Source organism: Dactylosporangium sp. McL0621 (genome assembly GCF_049995355.1).
Classification (GTDB): Bacteria; Actinomycetota; Actinomycetes; order Mycobacteriales; family Micromonosporaceae; genus Dactylosporangium.
The window spans coordinates 6,937,466-6,958,065 of the sequence record NZ_CP188259.1 but is presented as its reverse complement, the minus strand read 5'-3'; the positions used below and the strand labels follow the sequence as shown (position 1 = coordinate 6,958,065).

18 protein-coding genes are annotated in these 20,600 nt (G+C 74.3%); 7 read left to right on the top strand and 11 right to left on the bottom strand.

What is annotated here, in order from left to right; translation table 11 throughout:
• The first annotated feature begins 45 nt into the window (after positions 1-45).
• Together ACPPVO_RS32745 and ACPPVO_RS32740 are read left to right on the top strand one after the other, a co-directional pair.
• Positions 46-816: a hypothetical protein gene (locus ACPPVO_RS32745; protein WP_426502405.1), complete on the top strand. Its 771-nt coding sequence runs from the start codon at positions 46-48 to the stop codon at positions 814-816.
• A gap of 203 nt (positions 817-1,019) precedes the next feature.
• Positions 1,020-1,922: a pentapeptide repeat-containing protein gene (locus tag ACPPVO_RS32740; RefSeq protein ID WP_426502404.1), complete on the top strand. Its 903-nt coding sequence runs from the start codon at positions 1,020-1,022 to the stop codon at positions 1,920-1,922.
• Between the two features lie 200 nt (positions 1,923-2,122).
• Here the strand turns inward: ACPPVO_RS32740 and ACPPVO_RS32735 are convergent, their stop codons facing one another.
• Positions 2,123-3,091: a helix-turn-helix transcriptional regulator gene (locus tag ACPPVO_RS32735; RefSeq protein WP_426502403.1), complete on the bottom strand. Its 969-nt coding sequence runs from the start codon at positions 3,089-3,091 to the stop codon at positions 2,123-2,125.
• Between the two features lie 98 nt (positions 3,092-3,189).
• On the opposite strand from ACPPVO_RS32735, the gene ACPPVO_RS32730 reads away from it, so the two are divergent.
• Both ACPPVO_RS32730 and ACPPVO_RS32725 read left to right on the top strand, forming a co-directional pair.
• Positions 3,190-4,098 (top strand): NmrA/HSCARG family protein, encoded by a 909-nt coding sequence (locus ACPPVO_RS32730; protein ID WP_426502402.1) that lies wholly within the window; start codon positions 3,190-3,192, stop codon positions 4,096-4,098.
• A complete protein-coding gene (locus ACPPVO_RS32725) occupies positions 4,095-4,607 on the top strand; it encodes a cupin domain-containing protein (protein WP_426502401.1) in 513 nt (170 codons plus the stop codon). Before ACPPVO_RS32730 ends, ACPPVO_RS32725 begins: the two co-directional genes overlap by 4 nt.
• Here ACPPVO_RS32725 and ACPPVO_RS32720 read toward each other — a convergent pair.
• From ACPPVO_RS32720 to ACPPVO_RS32705, 4 genes are all read right to left on the bottom strand, one after another.
• Positions 4,604-8,968 (bottom strand): CHAT domain-containing protein, encoded by a 4,365-nt coding sequence (locus tag ACPPVO_RS32720; RefSeq protein WP_426502400.1) that lies wholly within the window; start codon positions 8,966-8,968, stop codon positions 4,604-4,606. The two genes, ACPPVO_RS32725 and ACPPVO_RS32720, sit on opposite strands and share 4 nt — an antisense overlap.
• Positions 8,886-9,950: a hypothetical protein gene (locus ACPPVO_RS32715; RefSeq protein ID WP_426502399.1), complete on the bottom strand. Its 1,065-nt coding sequence runs from the start codon at positions 9,948-9,950 to the stop codon at positions 8,886-8,888. Before ACPPVO_RS32715 ends, ACPPVO_RS32720 begins: the two co-directional genes overlap by 83 nt.
• Entirely contained in the window at positions 9,947-10,282 is a 336-nt protein-coding gene (locus ACPPVO_RS32710; RefSeq protein WP_426502398.1) for a hypothetical protein, read from the bottom strand. The genes ACPPVO_RS32715 and ACPPVO_RS32710 overlap by 4 nt, the downstream gene beginning before the upstream one ends.
• 93 nt (positions 10,283-10,375) lie before the next feature.
• Positions 10,376-10,561 carry a hypothetical protein gene (locus ACPPVO_RS32705; RefSeq protein ID WP_426502397.1) on the bottom strand — a complete coding sequence of 62 codons (186 nt, stop codon included), beginning with the start codon at positions 10,559-10,561 and terminating at the stop codon, positions 10,376-10,378.
• Between the two features lie 20 nt (positions 10,562-10,581).
• On the opposite strand from ACPPVO_RS32705, the gene ACPPVO_RS32700 reads away from it, so the two are divergent.
• Both ACPPVO_RS32700 and ACPPVO_RS32695 read left to right on the top strand, forming a co-directional pair.
• Positions 10,582-10,734 carry a hypothetical protein gene (locus ACPPVO_RS32700; RefSeq protein WP_426502396.1) on the top strand — a complete coding sequence of 51 codons (153 nt, stop codon included), beginning with the start codon at positions 10,582-10,584 and terminating at the stop codon, positions 10,732-10,734.
• A gap of 127 nt (positions 10,735-10,861) precedes the next feature.
• Entirely contained in the window at positions 10,862-13,126 is a 2,265-nt protein-coding gene (locus ACPPVO_RS32695) for a HelD family protein (RefSeq protein ID WP_426502395.1), read from the top strand.
• Here ACPPVO_RS32695 and ACPPVO_RS32690 read toward each other — a convergent pair.
• A complete protein-coding gene (locus ACPPVO_RS32690) occupies positions 13,117-13,998 on the bottom strand; it encodes an SDR family oxidoreductase (RefSeq protein WP_426502394.1) in 882 nt (293 codons plus the stop codon). The genes ACPPVO_RS32695 and ACPPVO_RS32690 overlap by 10 nt on opposite strands.
• Positions 13,999-14,082: 84 nt before the next feature.
• Here ACPPVO_RS32690 and ACPPVO_RS32685 point away from each other — a divergent pair, with 84 nt between their 5' ends.
• The gene (locus ACPPVO_RS32685) at positions 14,083-14,661 is read left to right on the top strand and encodes a TetR/AcrR family transcriptional regulator (protein WP_426502393.1); all 579 of its coding nucleotides are present in this window, start codon (positions 14,083-14,085) and stop codon (positions 14,659-14,661) included.
• Positions 14,662-14,749: 88 nt separating this feature from the next.
• Here the strand turns inward: ACPPVO_RS32685 and ACPPVO_RS32680 are convergent, their stop codons facing one another.
• From ACPPVO_RS32680 to ACPPVO_RS32660, 5 genes are all read right to left on the bottom strand, one after another.
• On the bottom strand, positions 14,750-16,918 hold the full coding sequence (locus ACPPVO_RS32680; RefSeq protein ID WP_426502392.1) for an Hsp70 family protein: 2,169 nt from the start codon (positions 16,916-16,918) through the stop codon (positions 14,750-14,752).
• Positions 16,919-17,065: 147 nt separating this feature from the next.
• Positions 17,066-17,638 (bottom strand): response regulator, encoded by a 573-nt coding sequence (locus ACPPVO_RS32675; protein ID WP_426514738.1) that lies wholly within the window; start codon positions 17,636-17,638, stop codon positions 17,066-17,068.
• A gap of 56 nt (positions 17,639-17,694) precedes the next feature.
• Positions 17,695-18,909 (bottom strand): sensor histidine kinase, encoded by a 1,215-nt coding sequence (locus ACPPVO_RS32670; protein ID WP_426502391.1) that lies wholly within the window; start codon positions 18,907-18,909, stop codon positions 17,695-17,697.
• Entirely contained in the window at positions 18,906-19,703 is a 798-nt protein-coding gene (locus ACPPVO_RS32665) for an ABC transporter permease (RefSeq protein ID WP_426502390.1), read from the bottom strand. The genes ACPPVO_RS32670 and ACPPVO_RS32665 overlap by 4 nt, the downstream gene beginning before the upstream one ends.
• A complete protein-coding gene (locus tag ACPPVO_RS32660; protein WP_426502389.1) occupies positions 19,700-20,557 on the bottom strand; it encodes an ABC transporter ATP-binding protein in 858 nt (285 codons plus the stop codon). Before ACPPVO_RS32660 ends, ACPPVO_RS32665 begins: the two co-directional genes overlap by 4 nt.
• Positions 20,558-20,600 lie beyond the last annotated feature (43 nt).

Sequence of the window (20,600 nt, the reverse complement as noted above, 5' to 3'; positions counted from 1 at the left end):
GTCCACATGACTGCGCCGGCGGCGCATGTGGATCATGCTGCTGTCATGACCTCCGAGCGTGGGCCCATCGGCATGTTGGTGATCGGCTCCGTGGAGCTCGTGATCGGTGGCGCAATGCTCGCCGCGGCCCTGCTCGGCCTCGCGCCGGCGGGCGGGTCGGTGTTGCTCATCATCGGCATCATCCTGTTCGTCACCGGGGCGCTGTTCCTGCTGATCGGTCTGGGGCTGCGCGGCCATGCCGCCGCGACGCGCCGGCTCCGGGCGGCCGGTGTACCCGGGCAGGCGCAGGTGGTCGCGGCGCGGCCGACCGGCGTCCAGCTCAACAGGCAGCCGCAGGTCCAGCTGGACCTGCGGGTCACCACGGCGGCCCACGGCACCTTCGACGTGGCCCTCAAGGTCTTCGTCCCGCTGGTCGCGATCGGCCGGATCAGCGACGGCCGGCCGCTCGCGGTGGTGGTCGACCCGGCCGACCGGCAGCGGATCGTCGTGGACTGGTCCGGCGCCGCCGAGACGCCGGTGCCCACACCGGCCGGGGCCGCGCAGCTGAGGGACCACCTGCTCCGCACGGGGGTACCAGCGCTGGCCAGGGTCCTGGGCGCGTCGTTCACCGGGCAGCTCGACGAGCGCGGCCGTCCGGTCTACGACGTCCAGATGCTCCTCGAGGTCGAGGGGCAGGCGCCGGTGGCCGGCCCCGGCCGGTTCGCGGTCCCGGCCGAGCGGGTGGCCGTCATGCAGCCGGGCGGCGTCATCCCGGTGCGGGTCGACCCGCACAACTCCGCGACGATGGCCGCCGACTGGGACCGGCTACCGGTCTGAGCCGAGCCCATGGGGCGAGACGGGGCGGTCGGGCCGGTCAGGATTCGTCGAGCAGCGGCGTTCTGCCGCCCGAACAGCGGTGCTGGAGCAGAGCGGTACCGCCGGACCCGCGCCGGGCAGGTCGAGGTCGTAGCCGACGCACCAGCGCAGCGAGAGTCGGACCCGCCCGGCCGGCAGTTGACCCGATCCGCGACTATCAGTGGGTGCGCAAGGTTCTCGTGCTCGCAGCGGCCCTGGCGGCCGCGGTTGCCGCGGTGCTCACCGCCGGTCCGGCGCTCGCTGCGCCACACGACGTCGGCTGCCCGGATCAGGTGCCGAACCTGGCCGGCAAGACCGTCACCTCGACGAAGGACCTGCCCAGCCACCTGCGCTGCGCCAACCTGCGCGGTGCGGTCCTCGACGGCCTCGACCTCAGCCAGGCCGACCTGCAGCACATCGACGCCGAGGGCGCCTCGTTCCGCCACGACGACCTGACCCAGGCCGACCTCGACTTCGCCGACCTGCGCGGCGCGCACTTCGACCGGGCCACGCTCGACCAGGCCGACCTCGTCCAGGTCGACGCCACCGGGGCATTCTTCCCGCACGCAAGCCTCGATCAGGCCGATCTCACCGACGCCCGGCTCACCGGCGCCGACCTCAACCTGGCGACGCTCGTCCAGACCGACCTCACCCGCACGGACCTGCGCGGCGCGTCGCTCTGGGCGGCCGCATCGGTCATGGCCCACGGTGGCGGCACGCGAATCAATCTGATCCAGCCCGGCGCTGTCCAGCTGATGTGGGTACTGGTCATCGTCGCCCTGGTCTTCCTGGTTCGCGGCGCGATCGCGGCCGCGCGCCCGCTGCGGTGGCGCGGCGCCCGCCGGCTCGACCTGCGCCCCGATTTCAAGCCGCTCGTCGCGTTCATCATCGCCACCTTCCTCATCGGGCTCCTCGGCAACGTATTGGCGCCGCTGCAGTTCATGGACCCGCTCCTGCCCGGTGGCATCGCCGTTGCGGTGATGGTCCTGGCGTGCGTCCTGCACGGTCCACCGCATCGGGCCGACAGGGTGCCACTGATCCTCCGGCCGTGGGACAGCGGCCCGGACGGACCAGCGGCCTTGCCGTAGGGCGACCGGTCGTGCACTGCGCTGTCACACTGAGCGCCATGCTGGGACTCTCCGCAGGCATTCCTGCAGGCGGCCGGGTACACACGCTGACCCTCTGACGCGGGCGCCCAAAGCGCGCCCGCGGACTGGCGAAGGGCACCTCCGCATGGTCCAGATGCACCTGGACGTCGAGGACAGGCCCGGTGGCCGACCCGGGCCGGTCAGGATCCGTCGAGCAGCGACGCCACCCGCTGGAGAGCGTCCTTGCTCGCCGGTACCTGCAGGACCATGAGCAGGTCGGGGTGCTCGACCGGGTGGAACTGGAACAGCTCGAGGTCCAGCCGGCCGGCCTCGGGGTGGTCGATCCGGATCGTCGCCGGCCGGAAGTCGCGGATCGGATACGTCGCCCACCACGCGCGGAACTGCGGGCTGGCCTCGCTCAGCTCCGCCACCATCGTCGCGAACCGCGGGTCGTCGGGGCGCCGGCCGACGACGGCCCGGAACTGGCTCAGCACCGCCCGCGCGGCCGGCTCCCAGCGGACCATGCGGGCCCGGCTCTGCGCGTCGGTGAACATCATCCACAGGAGGTTGCGCCGGTCGGCGGGGAGCGCGGCCGGGTCGTGGCGCAGCCGCGCGTACGGCGTGTTCCACACCACGTAGTCGAAGTGCGTGTCATAGATGGAGGCGATGGTCGGGGCGGCCGCGTCGACCAGGCGCTGCAGCCGGGGCAGCGCGTCACCGAGCTGTGTCTCGCCCACCGCGGTGGCGAGACCGGCCAGGCCGCGCAGGTGCCGGCGCTGGTCGGGGTCGAGCCGCAGCGCCCGGGCCAGCGCGTCGACGACCTGTTCCGACGCCGCGATGTTCCGGCCCTGCTCCAGCCAGGTGTACCAGGTCACGCCGACCCCGGAGAGCTCGGCGACCTCTTCCCGCCGCAGGCCGGGAGTCCGGCGCCGGCCGGGATCGAGGTCCTCCGGCAGCCCCACGTCGACCGGCCGGAGCCGGGCCCGCTGAGCCCGGAGAAAGGCCGCCAGCTCGACCCGGCGCGCCGGCCGCGGCGTCTCGTTCTGAGCCTGGAGGAGGGCGGCCGGCTCGGCCCGGCGCGCCGGCCGCGGCGTCTCGTTCTCAGCCGCGGGGGAGGCGGCCGGCTCGGCCCGGCGCGCCGGCCGCGGCGTCTCATTGCCATTCGTCACGCCGGCTCGGCTCCCGGGCGGAGTGGACGGTTACCGACCGCAGGCTAGCAGTATCAGCACCAGGACCAGCCGGGCGAACGCTCACTATTCTGCCACTCATGGCAGATCACGAGGGGCCGGTGCTGGTCATCGGGGCCACCGGCCAGCAGGGCGGCGCGACCGCGCGGCAGCTGCTCGAACACGGTCACACGGTCCACGCCTTCGTGCGCGACCCCGATTCGGCCGCCGCACGGGCGCTGCGGACGGCGGGGGCCGGCCTCGTCGTCGGGGACCTGGACGATCCGGCGTCGCTGCGCGCGGCGATGCGGGGTGTACACGGGGTCTTCCTCGTGCTGACGATGATGGACGGTCCCCGGATCAGCCCCGATGCGGTGGTGGCGGAGGAACGGCGGGGAAAGGCGGTGGCCGGCCTCGCCCACGAGGCCGGCATCGGGCATCTCGTCTACAGCTCGCTCAACGGCGCCGACGCCCTGTCCCGGATCCCGTACTACGACAGCAAGGCCCGGATCGAGGAGCACATCCACGCGCTCGGACTTCCGGCGACCGTCCTGCGTCCCGTGTCGTTCATGGACAACTTCGCGACCTACAACCGCCCGGTCCTGGACGACGGCGAGCTGGTGGTCAGCCTGGCCGTGCGCGAGGACCTGCCGATGCAGCTGATCTCGGTCCGCGACATCGGCGCCTTCGCGGCGATCGCGTTCGACCGGCCCGAGCACTTCCTCGGCCGGACCGTCGAGATCGCCGGGGACCGGCTCACACCGCCGCAGATCGCCGGGACCTTCGGCCGGGTCTGCGGCCTCCCGGCGCGTTTCCGCCAGACCCCCGTCGCGCAGGTCCGCGCCTTCGACGAACAACTGGCCCAGATGTTCACGTTCTTCAACGAGCACCCCTCCGAGCCGGTCGACCTCCCGGCGCTGCGGGCGCAGCACCCGGACCTGATGCGGCTGGAGACCTGGTTGCGTACGACCGGCTGGAAACCCCGAGCCCAGAAAGCGAGCGGACAATGACCGATGGACTGCTGCTACCGCCGGGAGGCGGCCGCCGGATCCAGGCCATGACCTTGAAGTCGGGCGCCGGACAGTCGGCGATCTGGTCGGCGTTCGAGGCCGAGGTCGCCCCGGGGTTCGATGTCGGAGCGCACCGGCACCAGCAGGCCGAGGAGGTGTTCTACGTGCTGGAAGGCGAGCTCGACCTGCTCGCCTTCCACCCGACCGGCAACGCCGGCGGCGACTGGCGTACCTGGGAGTCGCAGACCGGCGCCACGGTGTTCCGGGGCGGGCCGGGGAGCTTCATGTTCGTGCCCGCCGGGTGCCCGCACGCCTTCTTCAACCCGGGACGCGAAACGGCCCGGATGCTGTTCCTGGTGTCCCCGGCCGGCCACGAGCTCTACCTCCAGGAGCTCACCGACCTGCTGGCCGCCGGAGGACCACCGGACCAGGCCGCGATCGCGGCGCTGCGCAGCCGCCACGACATTCACCAGCTCACGCCCCTGACCAACCACCCGACCGGCGGTTAGGCGCCGACGTGGATGTGCGCCGCCCACAGGTCGGAGCGCTGCGGGTACGCGGCCCGCAGCGAGCGGACCACCCGGTGCAGCGCCCGGGCCGTGCGGGCGGTGTCCGGCGGCCCGCTGCCGTCGCCGGTGAGGTCGGTGTAGAGCTCGTCGGCGAGGCGGGCCGCGGCGCGGTCGTCGACCTCCCAGAGGGTGCCGATCACCTGGCGGTACCCGGCCAGCTGGAACGCCGCCGTCAGGTGCACGGACTCGTCGGCCAGCCGGGGCGTGGTCGCCGCCGTGCTGCACGCCGACAGGTACGCCAGGGCCCCGCCGGTCAGCCGTAGCCCGGCGATCGCGGCGACGGTGAGCGGGTGTTCGGCGTCGTCGTGGACCAGCAGCCGGGACCGGCTCGGCTCACGCGGGTCGGTGGAGCCGTGGCAGGCCAGGTGCGCGATCCGGTGGGTGCGCAGCGCCGCGACCACGGCGTCGTGGGTCGCCTCGGCGTCGCGCAGCAGGCTCGACTGTGGCAGCAGCGCCCGGATGCGTCTCGCCTCGATGTCGGCCCCGGGCAGCGGGGCGGCGCCCGCGGTCGTGGTCATCGCGACCACGACGGTGTCGCCGGGGCCGGGCGGGGCGGGCTCCGCGCGGCGGGCGTAGCCGAGCGCGCGCAGCGTCGGCGTGTACGACGACACCACGCGGTCCATGACGGCCGGGCCGCCCGCGCGGCCGGCGGCGTGCAGCGGCAACAGCGCCAGCGGGCCGACCGGGCACCACCAGAGCCGCGGCGGCTCGGCCCCGGCGGGCTCGAGGCGGTCCAGGACCGGCTCCGCGACGTGCTGCCACAGCCACTCGAGGGTCCCGTCCAGCGCCTCCCGGCCCTCCCGGCGGCGTGCGGCGTCCGGGTCGGCGGTGCCGGCGATGCCGTGCGCCAGCGCGCCGAGCTGGGCGGTGGCCGCGGCCGGGGTGAGCCCGGGCAGCGGCACCACCAGGACGGCCGGGGAGCCGGGCACGAGCAGCAGAGCCTCGCCGCTGTACCGGCTGACGTTGACGATCGCCACCGCGCCCCGGCCGGCGTGTGCGGTGAGCGTGGCGATCGGGGGCGGACGCAGGAAACCGGCGAGGGCGGGCACGGCGCGGACCCGGGTCAGCAGGGCGTCCCACTCGGCCAGCAGCGCGTCGCGGTCGGCCGGCGCCAGCCCGGAGGCGGCGTCGAGCTCCTCCCGCAGGGCGACGAACCGCTCGACCACCGCCGGGTCGTGCTCGCGCAGCGCGTCGACGTCGCCCCGCAGGTCGATCGTCTCGGCCAGCAGCAGCCCGCGCGCCTGCTCGAGCAGCTCGACGGCCCGCTCCGGGGCGCCGGCCGCGACGGCGACGGACGCCGCCTCGGCCCCGAGCCCGGCCAGCTGCCCGAGGCCGTGCTCGCGGTCCGCGCGCAGCAGCCGGCGCGGCGCCAGCATCGGCATCCGCTCCACGGCCCGCTCGTACGCGCGCAGGGCGGCGGCGGGGTCGCCGGTCAGCATCGCGATCCCGCCGAGGGCACGGTCGGCCAGGACCCGCACGCGCGTGGGTGCGTTGGCGGCGGCCGAGGCCCGCTCCAGCCGTTCGGCCGCCTCGGCGAGCGGCGCCGGGTCCAGCGTCGCGGTGTGCAGCGCGGCCAGGCTCTGGGCCAGGTTGACCTCGAACCCGGCCCGGCTCGGGTCGCCCGGCTCGATCCCGGCGACGGACTCCCGTCCGGCGGTGACGGCGTCCAGCAGGGCGGACTCGTCGCGGCTGGTCTCGTACACCTCCAGGAGCACCACACCCAGGTTCGACCGGACGGCCCGCCGGCTGGGGTGCCCGGCCGGCGTGTGGCCGGCCGCCTCGCGCAGCAGGCGCACCTGCTCGCCCGGCAGCGCGGGGTCGGGTGCATGGTCGTGCAGGAGGCCGAGGTCCAGGGCGAGGTTGCTGAGCCGGCCGGACCGGTCGGGGTGCCCGGGCGGCGACGCGGCCAGGCTTTCGCGTCGCGCGGCCACCAGCTCCGCGAGCACCGCGGGGTCGCCGGTGCGCTCCAGGGTCGCGTGCAGGACGTTGCCGAGGGTCTCGAAGCGCAGCCCGCGGTCGTGGTGCCCGGGCGGGGTGGCCCCGGCGGCGTCGGCGGCCGCCCGGTGCGCCTCGGCCAGCAGCGCCGAGTCCGACGTGTGCCGGTACTGCACCAGCAGCATGCGAGCCAGGGTCGCGCGGAACGTCGCCCGGGCGGTGGCCCGGGTTCCGAGCTCGACGGCGCGCCGGGCCGCGGCGGCCGCCTCCGCCGGTGCCTGTTCGTCGCCGACGGTCTCGGCGGACCGGCCGAGCGCGAGCGCCAGGTTGTTCCAGCGCCCGGCCAGCTCCGCCGGCGGTCCGCCGGCGCTCACCGCGGCCCGCCCGCACTCCACGGCCTCCCGCAGCGCGGCGGCGTCGCCGGTGAGCTCGGCCGTCGTGCGCAGGGCGATGCCGAGATGGTCGAGACGCCGGCCGCGGTCGGGGTCGTCCGCCGCGGCGGCGTCCAGCGCCTGCCGCGCCAGCCGCACCGCCTCCTGCACGTCGGCCGGCCGGTTGGCCCGCTCGGCCCGCATGAGCAGCGCGAGGCTGAGGTTCAACCGGCGCGCCCCGGGGTCGTTGCCGATCAGCGCGACCGCCCGGCCGCCCTCGTCGATCGCCTCGTCCAGCGCAGCCCCGTCGCCGGACAGCCGGTAGATCTCCTGCAGGGCGATGCACCGCAGGTCGTGGTAGCGGCCGCGGGCGAGGTGATCGTCGCCGGCGAGGTCCAGTGCCCGCGCGAGCAGCTCGTCGGCCGCCCGCGCCGTGGCCGCGTCGCCGTCGTACCGGGCCCGGGCCCATACCGTGAGGCCCAGCTCGGACAGGTGCCCGTGGTCCGGGCCGCCCGGGCCGGCGATGGCCCGGCGACCGGCCTCCTCGGCCTCGGCCAGCGGCGCGGGATCACCGGTGTGGTCGTACACCTCCCGCAGCATCCGGCCGAGCGCCGACTCCAGCCGCGGGCGCCGCGCGTCGTCCGCGCCGGCCGCGCGCACCGTCTGGCGCATGGTCTCAACGGCCTCGGCGAGGGCCGCGGCGTCGCCGGTGCGCTCGGCCAGCACCTCGAGCCCCTCGGCGAGGTTCCAGCGGGACACCAGCGCGGCCGGATCGTCCGCGGGCATGGCCGTCACCGCGCGGCGGTTCAGCTCGATCGACTCGGTCAGCAGCCCCGGGTCGGGGTCGTGGCGGTACGCGAGGCGCAGATCGCTTGCCAGGTTGTTGAGGACCAGGCCGTGCCGGTCATCGCCGGCCGGGAGCGCCGCGAGCGCCCGCCGGCCCAGGTCGACGACCTCGGGCAGCAGCCACGGGTCCCCGGTGTGCTGGTACTCCTCCCGCTCCTCCCGCCACCACCCCAGCAGCGTGTCCGCCGAGGACTCCGGGTCCGGCGGCTCGCCGTCGTCGTCGTCCACATTCGACCCGAGCGCGAGAGCGAGGTTGCGCGTGTACGGCACGCGCTCGGGATCGTCCTCGGCGAACGCGGCCACGCACTCGCGCAGCAGCGCCACCGCTTCCGCGGTCGCGTCGGGCCGGTCGAGCGCCAGGAGCGCCCCCGCGAGCCGGTTGGCCAGCTCGATGCGGTGCTTGCCGGGCTCGGCGTTCGCCTGCCGCAGCAGGGCCAGCGCGGCCTCGAGGTCGCCCGGCTCGGCCCGCTGCTCCAGGGCGGCGGCGAGCCGGGCCCAGTTCAGCGCCGGCCGCTCGTAGCCGGGCCACATCTGCTCGACCGCGCTGCGCAGCACGGCGATCGCCTCGCCCAGCTCGGCGGCGTCGCGGGTCTGCCGGGCGTGCAGCTGCAGCGCCGTGCCGAGCAGCGACGTCAGGTCCGGCCGCTGGTGGTGGCCCGGCGGGGTCGCGTGCAGGGCCCGGCGGTACCGGGCGATCGCCTCCTCGAGCGGGCCGACGGCCCCGGTCCGGTCGTGTTCCCGGACCAGGTCGTCGGCCTCGAACTGCCAGGTGCGGGCCGGGCCCGCCTCCGGGTGCAGGGGCGGGATCCCGTCCGGGCCGTAGTGGGCCACGTAGGCGCGCAGCTGGTCGGGCACCGCGTCCGGCTCGGCGCGGTACAGGTGGGCGTAGGCGGTCAGGGCCCGGTGCAGGTCGGTCTGGCCGCGTTCGTCACGCAGCCGGCCGTACCGCTCCCAGTGCAGCATCCCGATCACCGTCATGGACGCCGAGGCCGCGTCGGGGAAGCGGATCAGGCCGAGCAGCTCGGTGGCCTCGGCGACGGCCTCGTCGGCCATGATCGAGGACGGGTCACTGGTCTGCAGGTACCGCATCAGCCGCTTGCGCAGCCGCAGCCCGAGCCGGGTCCTGCGGTACGTCTCGCGCAGACTCACGATGACCCCCGGCGCTGAAGTCCTTGTACGACAGCCGGGCCAGCCGCGACTGCCGCGCCCACATCTCCCGCTCCTCGTCCAGCGTCGCCGGCAGCGTCAGCCCGAGCGCCGCCGCGAACGGGGCCCGCCCGACGTTGACCATGGCGCGCACCGCCGCCGCCCACTCGTCGGTCGTCACGACGGCGAGCCGGTACCAGCAGTACGACAGCAGCGGCAGGCCGACCGCGGCCGCCCACGGCAGCGGTCCCGGCCGCACCAGCGCCGCGACGAGGGCGGCCCCGGCGACGGCGAGGTGGCCGTAGAGCAGGGCCACGAAGAAGTCGACAGTCGTGCGCGCCTGCTCGACCTGCTTGGTGTTGCGCTCCTCGACGACCGACGTCAGCTCGTACCAGAAGACCTGCGTGTCGAGGCGGTAGCGGTCGTACCCGTACTCCTCCAGCCGCCGGATCGCGTTGCCCAGCCGCGTCGCGACCACCTGGTCGTCGTCCACCGGGAAGCGCCGCAGCCGCTCGTGCAGCAGCCCGCGCCGCACCGCGCCGCCGTTCGCGTCGGCGACCAGATGCCGGCGTACCGCCCGATGCGCGCGCATCGCGGCCAGCGCTTCCGCCCCGGCCTCGTCGAGCCGCCCGGCGCGCTCCCGGTCGACGAGCTCGACCGCGGCGATCCGGTCGGCCAGCAGCAGCTTGCGTTGCCGCATGCCCTCGCGGGCCCGGCTCGCCACCGACCGCGGCCAGCCGAGATAGCCCTCGAGAATCCGATACAGCGGCGTCTGTACCGCCGCGAGCATGAGCCCCGCCAGCACCGCGACGGCGAGCCCGGCCCCGGCGACGTCCACGTCGCGCACGAGCCGCCCGATCCCGGGCAGCCAGTGCGTCCCCGACAACACCCAGACCGCGAGCACCACGTTGACGGCCGCCGGCGCGATCCAGCCGACGAGCAGCGCCCAGCCGCCGCCCAGGACGCCTTTGACGATCTCGCTCAACGGGACCCCGTGATCCGGCGCCAGAGGCGCACGAGCAGGGGATCGCGGTCCACGCTGCGCGGCCCGGCCGTCCGGCCGGTCGAGTCCAGGTCGCTCAGGTAGGGGCCCGGCGGGGCGGCGCCGGTGGGATAGCTCGGGATGTCGGCGGGGTACGGCGGCGGCCGGACGTCGCCGTCGCTCAGATAGGGACCCGGGGGACTGCCGTAGGGATTGCGCGGCTGCCGGGCGTCGTCGTTGCTGTACGGGTCGGCCCAGGCCGTGTAGGGAACCGGCTGGTCGTAGGGCTGCTGCGGGGTGTCCTCGTGGCGGTACGGGTCCCGGTCCTCGGTCACGGCGCGGCCCCCTCCGGCGAATGCTTGGCGATGGACACCACCCTATGCGACCCGAACCCCGGCGACAGCCCCGCAGCGACCGGAGGCGAGCGGTCACCGCTCGGTGTACGAAGGCTCGTGCACGTGCCGGTCGGACGATCGGTGCAGCGCCCGGACCGTGCCCGGGTCGTGCGCGAACACGGTGGTGACGATTGCCGGGGCGCCGGCCGCGCGGGGTCCGCCGCTGAGGGCGGTGAGGTCGTTGTCGGCCCAGCGAGATCGGCGGTGCGTGCAGGACATGGCGCGGCAGGGCATCGGGCGTGGCGATGCGCTCCAGCAGGAGGTCCACGGCCGAGTGCGTCGACGTCAGCGCCGTCTCCACCGCCGCTCACGCGCTGATCCACCAGTGGACCGGCAACCCCGCCGGGCCGGGCATCCCGCTCAACCAGACCTGGCGCCTGCTGGGCCGGTAACCGCCGGACAACGCCGGGCCGCATCCTTGGGGAGCGGTCCGGCACTTTCCATTGTACGGGCCGCACAACCCCCACGAATCGCCCTGAATGCCGATTTTCGCCGCTCCCGCCCGGCCTACGCTGCAGTGTGTCCGACGTCAGAACGCAGGAGATCGCCGCCGAGCAGCACATCGTCGACCGGGTGTACGAGCGGCTCGAGGGCATGCGCGAGCAGGCGGCCGCGCTCGCCCGGGAGGGGTACACCCGCGCCTCCGGGAGCACGGTGACCGGACTGGTCGAGCGCGACGCGATGGTGCTGCGCGCCGCCGCGCAGATGCGGGCCCTCGACGCCGAGGAGGAGGGGCTCGTCTTCGGGCGCCTGGACTTCGACGACGGGGAGACCTTCCGCATCGGCCGCCTCGGCGTCCGGGACGGCATCGAACCGCTGCTCATCGACTGGCGTGCGCCCGCCGCCGCCCCGTTCTACCGGGCCACCTCCGGCCAGCCGCTCGGGGTCGTGCGCCGCCGCGTCATCATCTGCCGCGGGCGGCACGTGCTCGAGCTCGACGACGACGTGCTGACCCCGGAGCGGGCCGGCGACCTGCGCGTGATCGGCGAGGGCGCGCTGCTCGCGGCCCTGCGCCGGTCCCGGGGCCCGCACATGCGCGACATCGTCACCACCATCCAGCAGGAGCAGGACCGCGCGATCCGGGCCCCGGCCCGCGGCGTCACGCTCATCACCGGCGGCCCGGGCACCGGCAAGACCCAGGTCGCGCTGCACCGGGCGGCGTTCCTGCTGTACACCGACCGCGGCCGCCTCACCGACGGGCGCATCCTCGTCGTGGGCCCGTCGACGGTGTTCACCACGTACATCGGCCGGGTCCTGCCGTCGCTCGGCGAGGACAGCGTCCACCTGCGCGCGATCGGCGAGCTCGTCGACGGCGTGACCGCGACCCGCCGCGACCCCGCCGCGCTGGCCGGCATCAAGGGCGCCGAGCGGATGCGGGACGTCCTGACGGAGCTCATGTGGCAGACGCCCCCGGCGGCCCCGAGCCGACTGCGCCTGGTGTACGCCGGGCAGGTCCTCACCCTCGACGCCGCGGGCCTGCGCGAGGTGCGCCGCCGGGTCCGCGACGACGGCCGGCCCAACGCCGCCCGCCCGCGAGCCGCCCGGGCCCTGCTCGACGCGCTGTGGGCCGGGGTCGACGGCGCCCACCTCGACCGCGACCTGTTCACGGAGGAGGTCCGCGACCGCGGCGAGTTCGTGCGCTTCCTGCACGCGTGGTGGCCGCCGCTGACCCCGGCGTCGGTGCTGCCCTGGCTCGCCGAGCCCGAGCGGGTCGTCGGCCTCGACCCCGCCGACGCCGAGCGGCTCTCGGCGTCGTACCGCGGGCGGGCCGGCGACTGGTCCGTGGACGACGTCCCGCTCCTGGACGAGCTGGCCGGCCTGCTCGGCGAGCCCCCGGCGCCGCCGAAGGCCCCCGAGCCCGAGTGGCGCCTGCGGGAGCTCGGCGCCGGCCCCCGCCTCGTCTCCACGTTCGTGCTGAGCTGCGGCCTGCGCGACGGCTGGGAGCTGTACGCCCCCGGCCTGCTCACCCCCATGGCCCAGGCCGGCCAGTCGATCGACAACGACCAGGTCGGCGCGGCCCAGCGCTGGGCCGAGGCCGTCATCCGGCGCGAGGGCCACCGGGTCGTCGGCTGGACGGACGGCTTCGACCCGCACGGCGAGGAGGGCTACGTCCCGCGCCTGGCCGAGCCCCTCCTCCCGGACCCGCCGGCCGACGACACCTCGGCCGTGGACCCGTACCTGCACGTGATCCTCGACGAGGCCCAGGACCTCTCGCCGATGGAGTGCCGGATGATCGCGCGCCGCGCCGAGTACGCGTCGATGACCGTGGTCGGCGACCTCGGCCAGGCGACCCACCCGCTCGCGGTGGCGGCGTGGCCGGACCTGCTCGCCCGCCTCGACAAGCGCGAGGTGCGCACGTTGGACCTGCCGACCGGCTACCGGGTGCCGCAGACGATCGCCGACTACGCGGCGCGCGCGCTGGCCGCGGGGATCGAGCCGACGCGCTCGTACCGCCCGGGCGGCACCTTGACCGTGCGCCGCGTCGACGACCTGGCGGCCGCGGTCGCCGCGGCGCTGGACGAGGCCCCGGAGGGCGCGACGGTCGCGGTCATCGCCGCCGACGCGCTCGCCCCGGCGCTGCCCGGGCCCGTGGTTCCCGTGAGCCTCGTGAAGGGCCTCGAGTACGACCACGTGATCCTGGTCGAGCCGGCGGCGATCGTGGACGCGGAGCCGCGCGGGCTGAACCGGCTCTACGTCGCGCTGACCCGCGCCGTGGCCGCCCTCGTCGTGCTGCACCACGATCCGCTGCCGCCGGCCCTCGCGCTGCGGGAGCCTCAGGGCTGAAGGTTCTCCAGGTCCGCGAGGAGGCCGGGGTGGGTGGGCCGCCACCCGAGGACCTCGCGGGTGCGGGCGCTGGAGGCCGGCTGGTCCATGGCGAAGATCGGGCCGAACGGGCCGAAGGTCTGCTGCGGTACCGCCTCGACCGGCAGTCCCAGCCGCCGGCCGATGACGGCCGCGATGTCGCGTACCGCGTCGCCCTCGTCGGCGACGGCATGCCACACCGTCCCGGCAGGGGCCGACTCGAGGGCGAGCCGGAACAGGACCGCGGCGTCGCGGGCGTGCACGGCCGGCCAGCGCTGGGCGCCGTCGCCGGGGTAGCCGGCCACGCCGGTGCGGCGCGCCTGGTCGGTCAGCAGACCGGCGAACCCGCCCCGGCCCTCGTTGTGGACCGTGCGCGGCATGCGCACGGCCGTGCCGCGCACCCCGCGGGCGGCCAGCTCCAGCAGCGCGTTCACCGAACGGCCGCGCCCGCCCACCGGCCCGTCGGTCGGGGCGGGGTCGGCCTCGGTCGACGGGCGGCCCGGCACCCAGGGCGTGCCCGAGACCGCGACGATCGGGCGGTCGCTGCCGAGCAGCTCCGCCCCCAGCGCGGCGAGGGCGGCGCTCTCCTCGGCGATCGACCGGGCGAGGGCCTCGGCGGTGCTGTAGTCGGTACCGAACGCCAGGCTGATCACGCCCTCGGACCGGGCGGCGCCGGCCCGCAGGACGTCGAGGTCGGCCAGGTCCCCGCGCAGCACCTGGGCGCCGGCGCCGGTCAGGGCCTGCGCGGACCGGTCCGACCGGGCCAGCGCGAGAACGGTGTGACCGCCGGCGAGCAGCTCGGCGACGACGGCGGAGCCGATGGTACCGGTACCACCGGTGACGAAGACGTGCATGAAACGCTCCTGCAGTGACGAGACCAATGTCCCATCACCATACACGCCGACGGGACATTGGTCCCATCACCTATGATGGTCCGCATGGCCCGATGGCAACCGGAGACGACCCAGCGACTCGTGGTCGCGGCCGTCGACCTGTTCACCGAGCAGGGCTACGACGCCACCACGGTCGCCCAGATCGCCGAGCGCGCCGGCGTCACCAAGAGCACCTTCTTCCGCCACTTCGCCGACAAGCGCGAGCTCCTGGTCGCCGGCCAGGAGACCCTGAGCCGGCTGCTCGCCGAGGGGATCGCCGAGGCCCCCGTGAGCGCCAGCCCGCTGGAGGCGGTCGGGGCCGGGCTCGAGCGCGCGTCGAACGCCATGGGCCCGGCCAACCGCGAGCTCGGCCCCCGCCTGAAGGCGGCCGTGGCGGCCAGCACCGAGCTGCAGGAGCGCGACGCCCTCAAGAGCGTGGGTCTCGCCGCGGCCATGAGCGCCGCGCTCATCGCTCGCGGCGTGCCCGACCCGATCGCGCAGCTGGCCGCCGAGATGGGGGTCCTCGCCTTCAAACGGGGCTACGCCCACTGGTCCGAGGGCGATCGCGACGACGCCGGGGGGCTCGCGCCGCATGCGCTGGCCGCCCTGCAGGACCTGCGCACGGCAACGGCGGCGCTGGGCTGATCCCGCGAGCCGGCCCGTGACTGCCGCGCCCCGGCCGCGGAGCGCGAAGGCGGCACGCCTGTGCGGACACGCTGACGCACATGCGCGCTCATTTCGACGTTGAGCTGGATGGCGTGGCCGACGGAACCGTGAGCTTGATGTCGGCCGAGCCGCGCGGCTGCCCGCTGTAGCGGTCCAGGTCGAGCAGCCGCAGCGTGTACGGTCCGCCGGCCGGCGCCGGCACGACCCAGACCGCCTGGACATTGCGGTTCTGCTTGTCCTTGTCAACGACCTCACTCGGCGCGCTGTCCGGCGCACGCAGGTCGCCATCCGGCATGGCGAGGCGGACGTTGCCGGCGAAGATCCCGATGTCGACCTCGGTGCCGCGGTAGGTGACGTCGAAGGTGCAGGCGATCGCCCGGCTGCCGGCCGGGACCTGGCGGATCGCCTTCGGGTCGTCGCCGCGCAGCTCGCAGGTCAGGCCGTCGAAACGCAGCGCCGCGACGGTGATGCTGGTGGCCGCCAGCACCTGGACCGGTTCCAGGCTGATGAGTTGCCCGCCGGCGACGATCGGTACCTGCGCCCGCAGCTTGTCGTCGCTGCCCAGGCTGAGCACGCCGCCGGTCAGGTTGGTCATCCGCTCGGCGACGTCGAACGCGACGTCCGCCTCGATTTCCGAGCCGGCGCCGACCGCCCGGGTCGCGCCGGGGAATTTGCCGGGTGTCGCCTGGCCGGCGAACACAACCGAGATGGGGACTTCGACCGTGCTCAGGCTGCGATCCTTGGTCAACAGGTTCTTGACCTTCAAGTCGATCGTCAGCGTCTTCGCCGTCGCGTCGTAGGCGGCCTTGCCGAAGGTGACGCGAAACCCATTGTACCAGGCGACCTTGTGGATCTCGGCGCGGACGCCGCCAGGCCGGGCGGCATCGGCACTGCCCGCCCCCAGCGTGCCGGAACCCGGATCGTCGCCGCCACGCAGACCGCGCCCCTGGATGCCCGCCTGCCAGACCACCAGCACGACCGCGACCATCACGAGCGCGACGAGCCATCCGGCCGCTGGGACCCAGCGGCGTCTTCGCGGCCTCACGGGTGCGGCCGGCGTGATCGGTGGCGGCATCTGGGGCGCGGCGGCCGGTGTGCTTGCCGGCTCCGACGGTGCGGGGCCGGACCGCTCGGCCGCGACCGTCGATGTCGCGGGCTCGGCATCCGGTACCAACAACGCCCCCTGACCCACGACGAGTTCCGGCTCGTCGACCAGCAACGGTGCGCGGCCGAACCTCCGGTGCAGGAGGGTGGCGACCAATGGCACCCGGCTGGAGCCGCCGACCAGGAACAGCGCGTCGAGCCGCTCGGGTGGCACCGCCGCACCTTGCAGCACCCGCGCCGTCAGCTCGATCGTGGGACCGAGCAGCGGCTGGACGGCGGCGTCGAACTCCTCGCGGGTCACATGTGTGTCGATCTCGAGCAGCGGAACGTGGATCCGCACCGACGGCGCCCGCGACAGCTGCTCCTTGGCGGCCCGCAGGTCGGCGCGGAACCGCTGCAGGGTTCGCTGGCCGGCCGGATCGGTCGGGCTCACCAGCCGCCGCCACTGCCGCAGGTTCGGCGCCACGACCCCGGCGGCCAGGATGTCCAGCAGCGCGCCGTCGAGGTCGATGCCGCCGACGTCGTCGCGACCCGCGGTGCCCACGATGTCCCAGCCGCCTGGGGTACGGCGCAGGACCGTGCAGTCGAACGTTCCGCCGCCCAGGTCGTACACGGCCAGCGTGTATCCCGGCATGGCCGGCCGGGCCGGCAACGAGGCGTGGTACCAGGCCGCGGCCACCGGCTCCGGCACCAGCGACACGGCACCCAGCCCAGCGATCTCCGCCGCCCGCAGCAGCACCCCCCGCCGGCTCGCGCCCCACGCGGCCGGGCAGGTCAGCACCGTGCTGGACGGCGGCCCGCCCAGGCGCCGGGAAGCCTCGGTCAACACCCGCCGCAACGGCGCCGCGATCAACTCCTCGACCGGAATGCTGGTGCCGCCGAGCAGCACCCGCTCGTCGTCGATACGCAGTTTCGGGTTCGGCTCGTACCGCCCCGGATCGAGCTGCCCCGTCCGTACCGCGTCCTGGCCGGTCAGCAGCCGTCCGTCGGTCTCGATCGCCACCGCCGAGCTCAGCAGCGGCGAGGCGTCGAACAGCAGCGCCGTCGTGGGCGCGAGCACGGCCACCGTGTGCGTCGTGCCGAAATCGACCGCCAGCCGACGATCCCACTGCGCCCGTGCTGCGTCCGCCATCGCTGACTCCTCGACCGGGTACGGAACTGTCGGTACGTTCATACGACCGCGGCGCAACCCCTGCACCGATCCACAGCAGTTTCTGACAGACCCGTCGCCGGCCGGACGCAGGCAATGACTCACGTGCGCGGATCTGGACGCACGGCACTACAGCGGTGGGCGCAGGATCCCGCGCGACAACGCGGCGGTCACGGCGGCCGTCCGGTCACTTACGCCGAGCTTCACGAACGCGCGTACCAGGTGCGTCTTGACCGTCGCCTCGCTGATGAACAGCACGCGGCCGATCTCCGGGTTGGACAGTCCGTGGGCGACCAGGCCGAGCACCTCGGCCTCGCGCGGCGTGAGCTGCTCGGCGATCGGTGCCCGGCGCCGATCGGCCAGCCGCGCCGCGACCAGGGGCGCGAGCACCGACTCGCCCCGGGCCGCGGCGTGGATCGCGTCCACCAGTTGCGCGAGCGGGGTGTCCTTGAGCAGGTAGCCGACCGCACCGGCCTCGATGGCGCGCAGGATGTCTTCGTCGGTGTCGTACGTGGTGAGTACCAGGACCCGGACACCGGGCAAGCGGGCGGTGATGCGCGCGGTCGCCTCGGTGCCGTCGACGTCGGGCATCCGCAGATCCATCAGGACCACGTCGGGTCGCAGCGTGACGGTGAGGGTCAATGCCTCGCCGCCGGACGCCGCCTCGCCGACCACGTGGAGGTCCTCGGCCATCTCCAGCATGCCGCGGAGCCCGACCCGGACCACCGGGTGGTCGTCGACGAGCAGGACACGGACCGTCACCGTAAGTCCGGCGGTACCGTCAAAACCTGCTCCGGCAATGGCATCGGCAGCTCGACGCGGACCGTCGTGCCCGCGCCCGGCGCCGAGACGACCGTGCAGGTACCGCCGAGTCCGATCACCCTGCTGCGCAACCCGGAGAGGCCGTAGCCGCCGTGCCCGCGCCCGGGTTCGAAGCCCTGCCCGTCGTCGCTGACGGTGAGCGCGCCGGGCGAGAGCACGATGCGCACCGACGAGGCCTTGGCATGCCGCCGGACGTTGGCGAGGGCCTCTTGCGCGGCCCGGAGGAACACGGCGTCGCGCTCGGGCGCCCCGCCGCCCGGCGGGTCGTCGCTCTCGACGTCCACGGGGACGCCGGTGTCGCGGGTGTGCCGCTCGGCCAGCCGGGCCAGGGCGTCGGCCAGGCTGTGCGCGCTGAGGTCGGGCGGGCACAGGGCAGCCACCAGGGAGCGCGCCTCGGCCAGGTTCTCCCGGGCGGTGCGCTCGATGAAATCGAGCTGGTCGGGGACCGGGGTGGCGTCGCGCTCGAGGGTCAGCCGGGCCGACTGGGTCAGCATGAGGATGCTGGTGAAGCCCTGCGCCAGCGTGTCGTGGATCTCCACCGACAGCCGCTCGCGCTCGGCCGTCATGCCGGCCGTATGCCGTTCGCGGGCCAGCGCGGTGCGGGTCTCGATCAGCTCGGCAATGAGCATGCTGCGGGCGCGGCTCTGTGAGATGAGCGCGGAGATGTAGGCGCCGAGGAGCCCGGCCGACAGCACCGGGACGACCACCGTCGGCAGGAGTGCGACAGCGGTTGATGCGGAGAGCCCGAAATGGACGAACATGCCGGCCATGACCAGCCCGGCGAGGATGCCCAGGACGATCAGCCGGTCGCGCCACCGCCCGAGGAACAGGAACAGGTGCAGGAACAGCACGGACAGCAGGTACGCCGCGACCATCGTCACCATGATGAGCCCGGCGAAGAGCACGAGGGCCCCGGCGAACTGCACGATCCCGCGCCGCTCGCCGGGGCGCCCGACCGCGCGGGCGCCGACCCGCCAGTACCACACCAGCAACAGGCACAGCAGGAGGGACGCCAGCAGGCGGGAGCGCGTGGTCAGTGCGTCATCGGCCCAGACCAGCGCGCCGGTGAGAACCGGCACCACCACGGCCACCAGATGCCAGCCGGCATGGAACCGGTCCCACGCGTGCCCGCCCGTTGGCGCAGCGTTCAATTGTCCTCCCGGCCGGTCCAGCGGAACGTCAGCAGACACAGCGCCAGTCCGAGGATCACCCACGCTCCCAGCATGATGGCAACCCGGCCCAGTTCCCAAGACCCGGCGGGCTCGTTCGCGGCGAACGCGTCCGGCAGGAACACCGACCGCATGCCCTGCGCCATCCACTTCAGCGGGAACACCGCCGCGACCTGCTGCATCCACGCGGGCAGGTCGGTGAACACGAAGAAGACGCCCGAGATGAACTGCAGCACCAGCGCCACCGGGGTGACCACGGCCGGCGCCCGCTTGGCCTCCCGTGGGACCGACGAGAACGCGATCCCGCACAGCGTGCAGGCGGCGATGCCCAGCAGCGAGACCCACAGCAGCGTGAACCACTGCCTGCCCGTCGACGGCAGCGTCACGTCGAAGAACGTGGTCGCGATCGCCAGCATGATGGCGCAGCCGCCCACGCCGACCAGGTAGACCATCGCGACCTTGCCGATGAAGTACGAGCCGGCCGGCATCGGCGCACCGTACAGCCGCTTCAGCACGCCCCGGTCACGCTCCATCGGAATCTGGATCGCGAGGGTCTGAAAGCCGTTGGTGAGCTGCGCGGCGGCGATCATGCCGGCCACGAAGTACTGCGTCAGCGTCACCCCGGGCGCCACGTCGACGCCGCCGAAGACCGAGCCGAACACGACCAGCAGCAGGATCGGCAGCGCGAAGGAGAAGATGACCGACTCGCGGCCGCGGAAGAACTGGCGCAGTTCCAGGCCGCTACGCAGCAGACCAAGACGCAGCGTGAGGGTCATGCCGTCTCCTGAATCATCGAGAGGTACGCGTCTTCCAGCGACGGCCGGGTGACCGTCAGCTCCGGCACCTCGCCGCCGAATCGGGCGAACAGGTCGGCCACGAACTTCGCCGGGGTGTCGGTGTCGTGCTCCTGCGGGCCGTCCGGGACGGTCCAGCGGACCTTCGCCGCCGCGCTGCCCCGGCCGCCGAGCGTCGCCGGCGTGGCGACCGCCACCAGCCGTCCGCGGGCGATCACGCCGACCCGGTCGGCCAGCGTCTCCGCCTCGTCCAGGTAGTGCGTGGTGAGCAGGATCGTGGTACCGCCCGCGGCGAGGTTCCGGATCAGGTCCCAGAACTCGCGCCGGGCCTGCGGATCGAAGCCCGTCGTCGGCTCGTCGAGGAACAGCAGCTCCGGCCGGCCGATGATGCCCAGCGCCACGTCGAGCCGGCGGCGCTGCCCCCCGGAAAGCACCTTGGCCCGGTCCTTACGCTTCTCCTGCAGCCCGACCCGTTCGATCACCTTGTCCGGATGGTCGGGGTTCGGGTAGTACTTGGCGAAATGCTGGACAACCTCCAGCACCGACAGCTCCTCGAACTCGCCGGTGGACTGCAGCACGATGCCGATCCGGGACCGCCAGTCCAGCGGGCGGCGCTGCGGGTCGACGCCGAGAACACGTACTTCGCCGCCGCTGCGCTTGCGGAAGCCCTCCAGCATCTCGACGGTCGTGGTCTTGCCGGCACCGTTCGGCCCGAGCAGGGCGAACACCTCGCCCCGCTCGACGGTGAGATCGAGCCCGTCGACCGCCTGGTGGCTGCCGTAGGTCTTGCGTAGGCCCTTGGCCTCGATGGCATATGCATCGGTCACGATCTCCATCGTGACCGGTCCGCGACGTCCGCGGGTCAACCGGTCGATGGAC

What these genes read in the sequence shown, in the direction of transcription:
- ACPPVO_RS32705 (WP_426502397.1), bottom strand. Translation starts at nt 10,561, where the DNA reads ATGTCCTGCACGCACCGCCGATCTCGCTGGGCCGACAACGACCTCACC.
- ACPPVO_RS32685 (WP_426502393.1), top strand. Translation starts at nt 14,083, where the DNA reads ATGGCCCGATGGCAACCGGAGACGACCCAGCGACTCGTGGTCGCGGCC.
- ACPPVO_RS32745 (WP_426502405.1), top strand. Translation starts at nt 46, where the DNA reads ATGACCTCCGAGCGTGGGCCCATCGGCATGTTGGTGATCGGCTCCGTG.
- ACPPVO_RS32680 (WP_426502392.1), bottom strand. Translation starts at nt 16,918, where the DNA reads ATGGCGGACGCAGCACGGGCGCAGTGGGATCGTCGGCTGGCGGTCGAT.
- ACPPVO_RS32675 (WP_426514738.1), bottom strand. Translation starts at nt 17,638, where the DNA reads ATGCTGGAGATGGCCGAGGACCTCCACGTGGTCGGCGAGGCGGCGTCC.
- ACPPVO_RS32725 (WP_426502401.1), top strand. Translation starts at nt 4,095, where the DNA reads ATGACCGATGGACTGCTGCTACCGCCGGGAGGCGGCCGCCGGATCCAG.
- ACPPVO_RS32690 (WP_426502394.1), bottom strand. Translation starts at nt 13,998, where the DNA reads ATGCACGTCTTCGTCACCGGTGGTACCGGTACCATCGGCTCCGCCGTC.
- ACPPVO_RS32665 (WP_426502390.1), bottom strand. Translation starts at nt 19,703, where the DNA reads ATGACCCTCACGCTGCGTCTTGGTCTGCTGCGTAGCGGCCTGGAACTG.
- ACPPVO_RS32730 (WP_426502402.1), top strand. Translation starts at nt 3,190, where the DNA reads ATGGCAGATCACGAGGGGCCGGTGCTGGTCATCGGGGCCACCGGCCAG.
- ACPPVO_RS32660 (WP_426502389.1), bottom strand. Translation starts at nt 20,557, where the DNA reads ATGGAGATCGTGACCGATGCATATGCCATCGAGGCCAAGGGCCTACGC.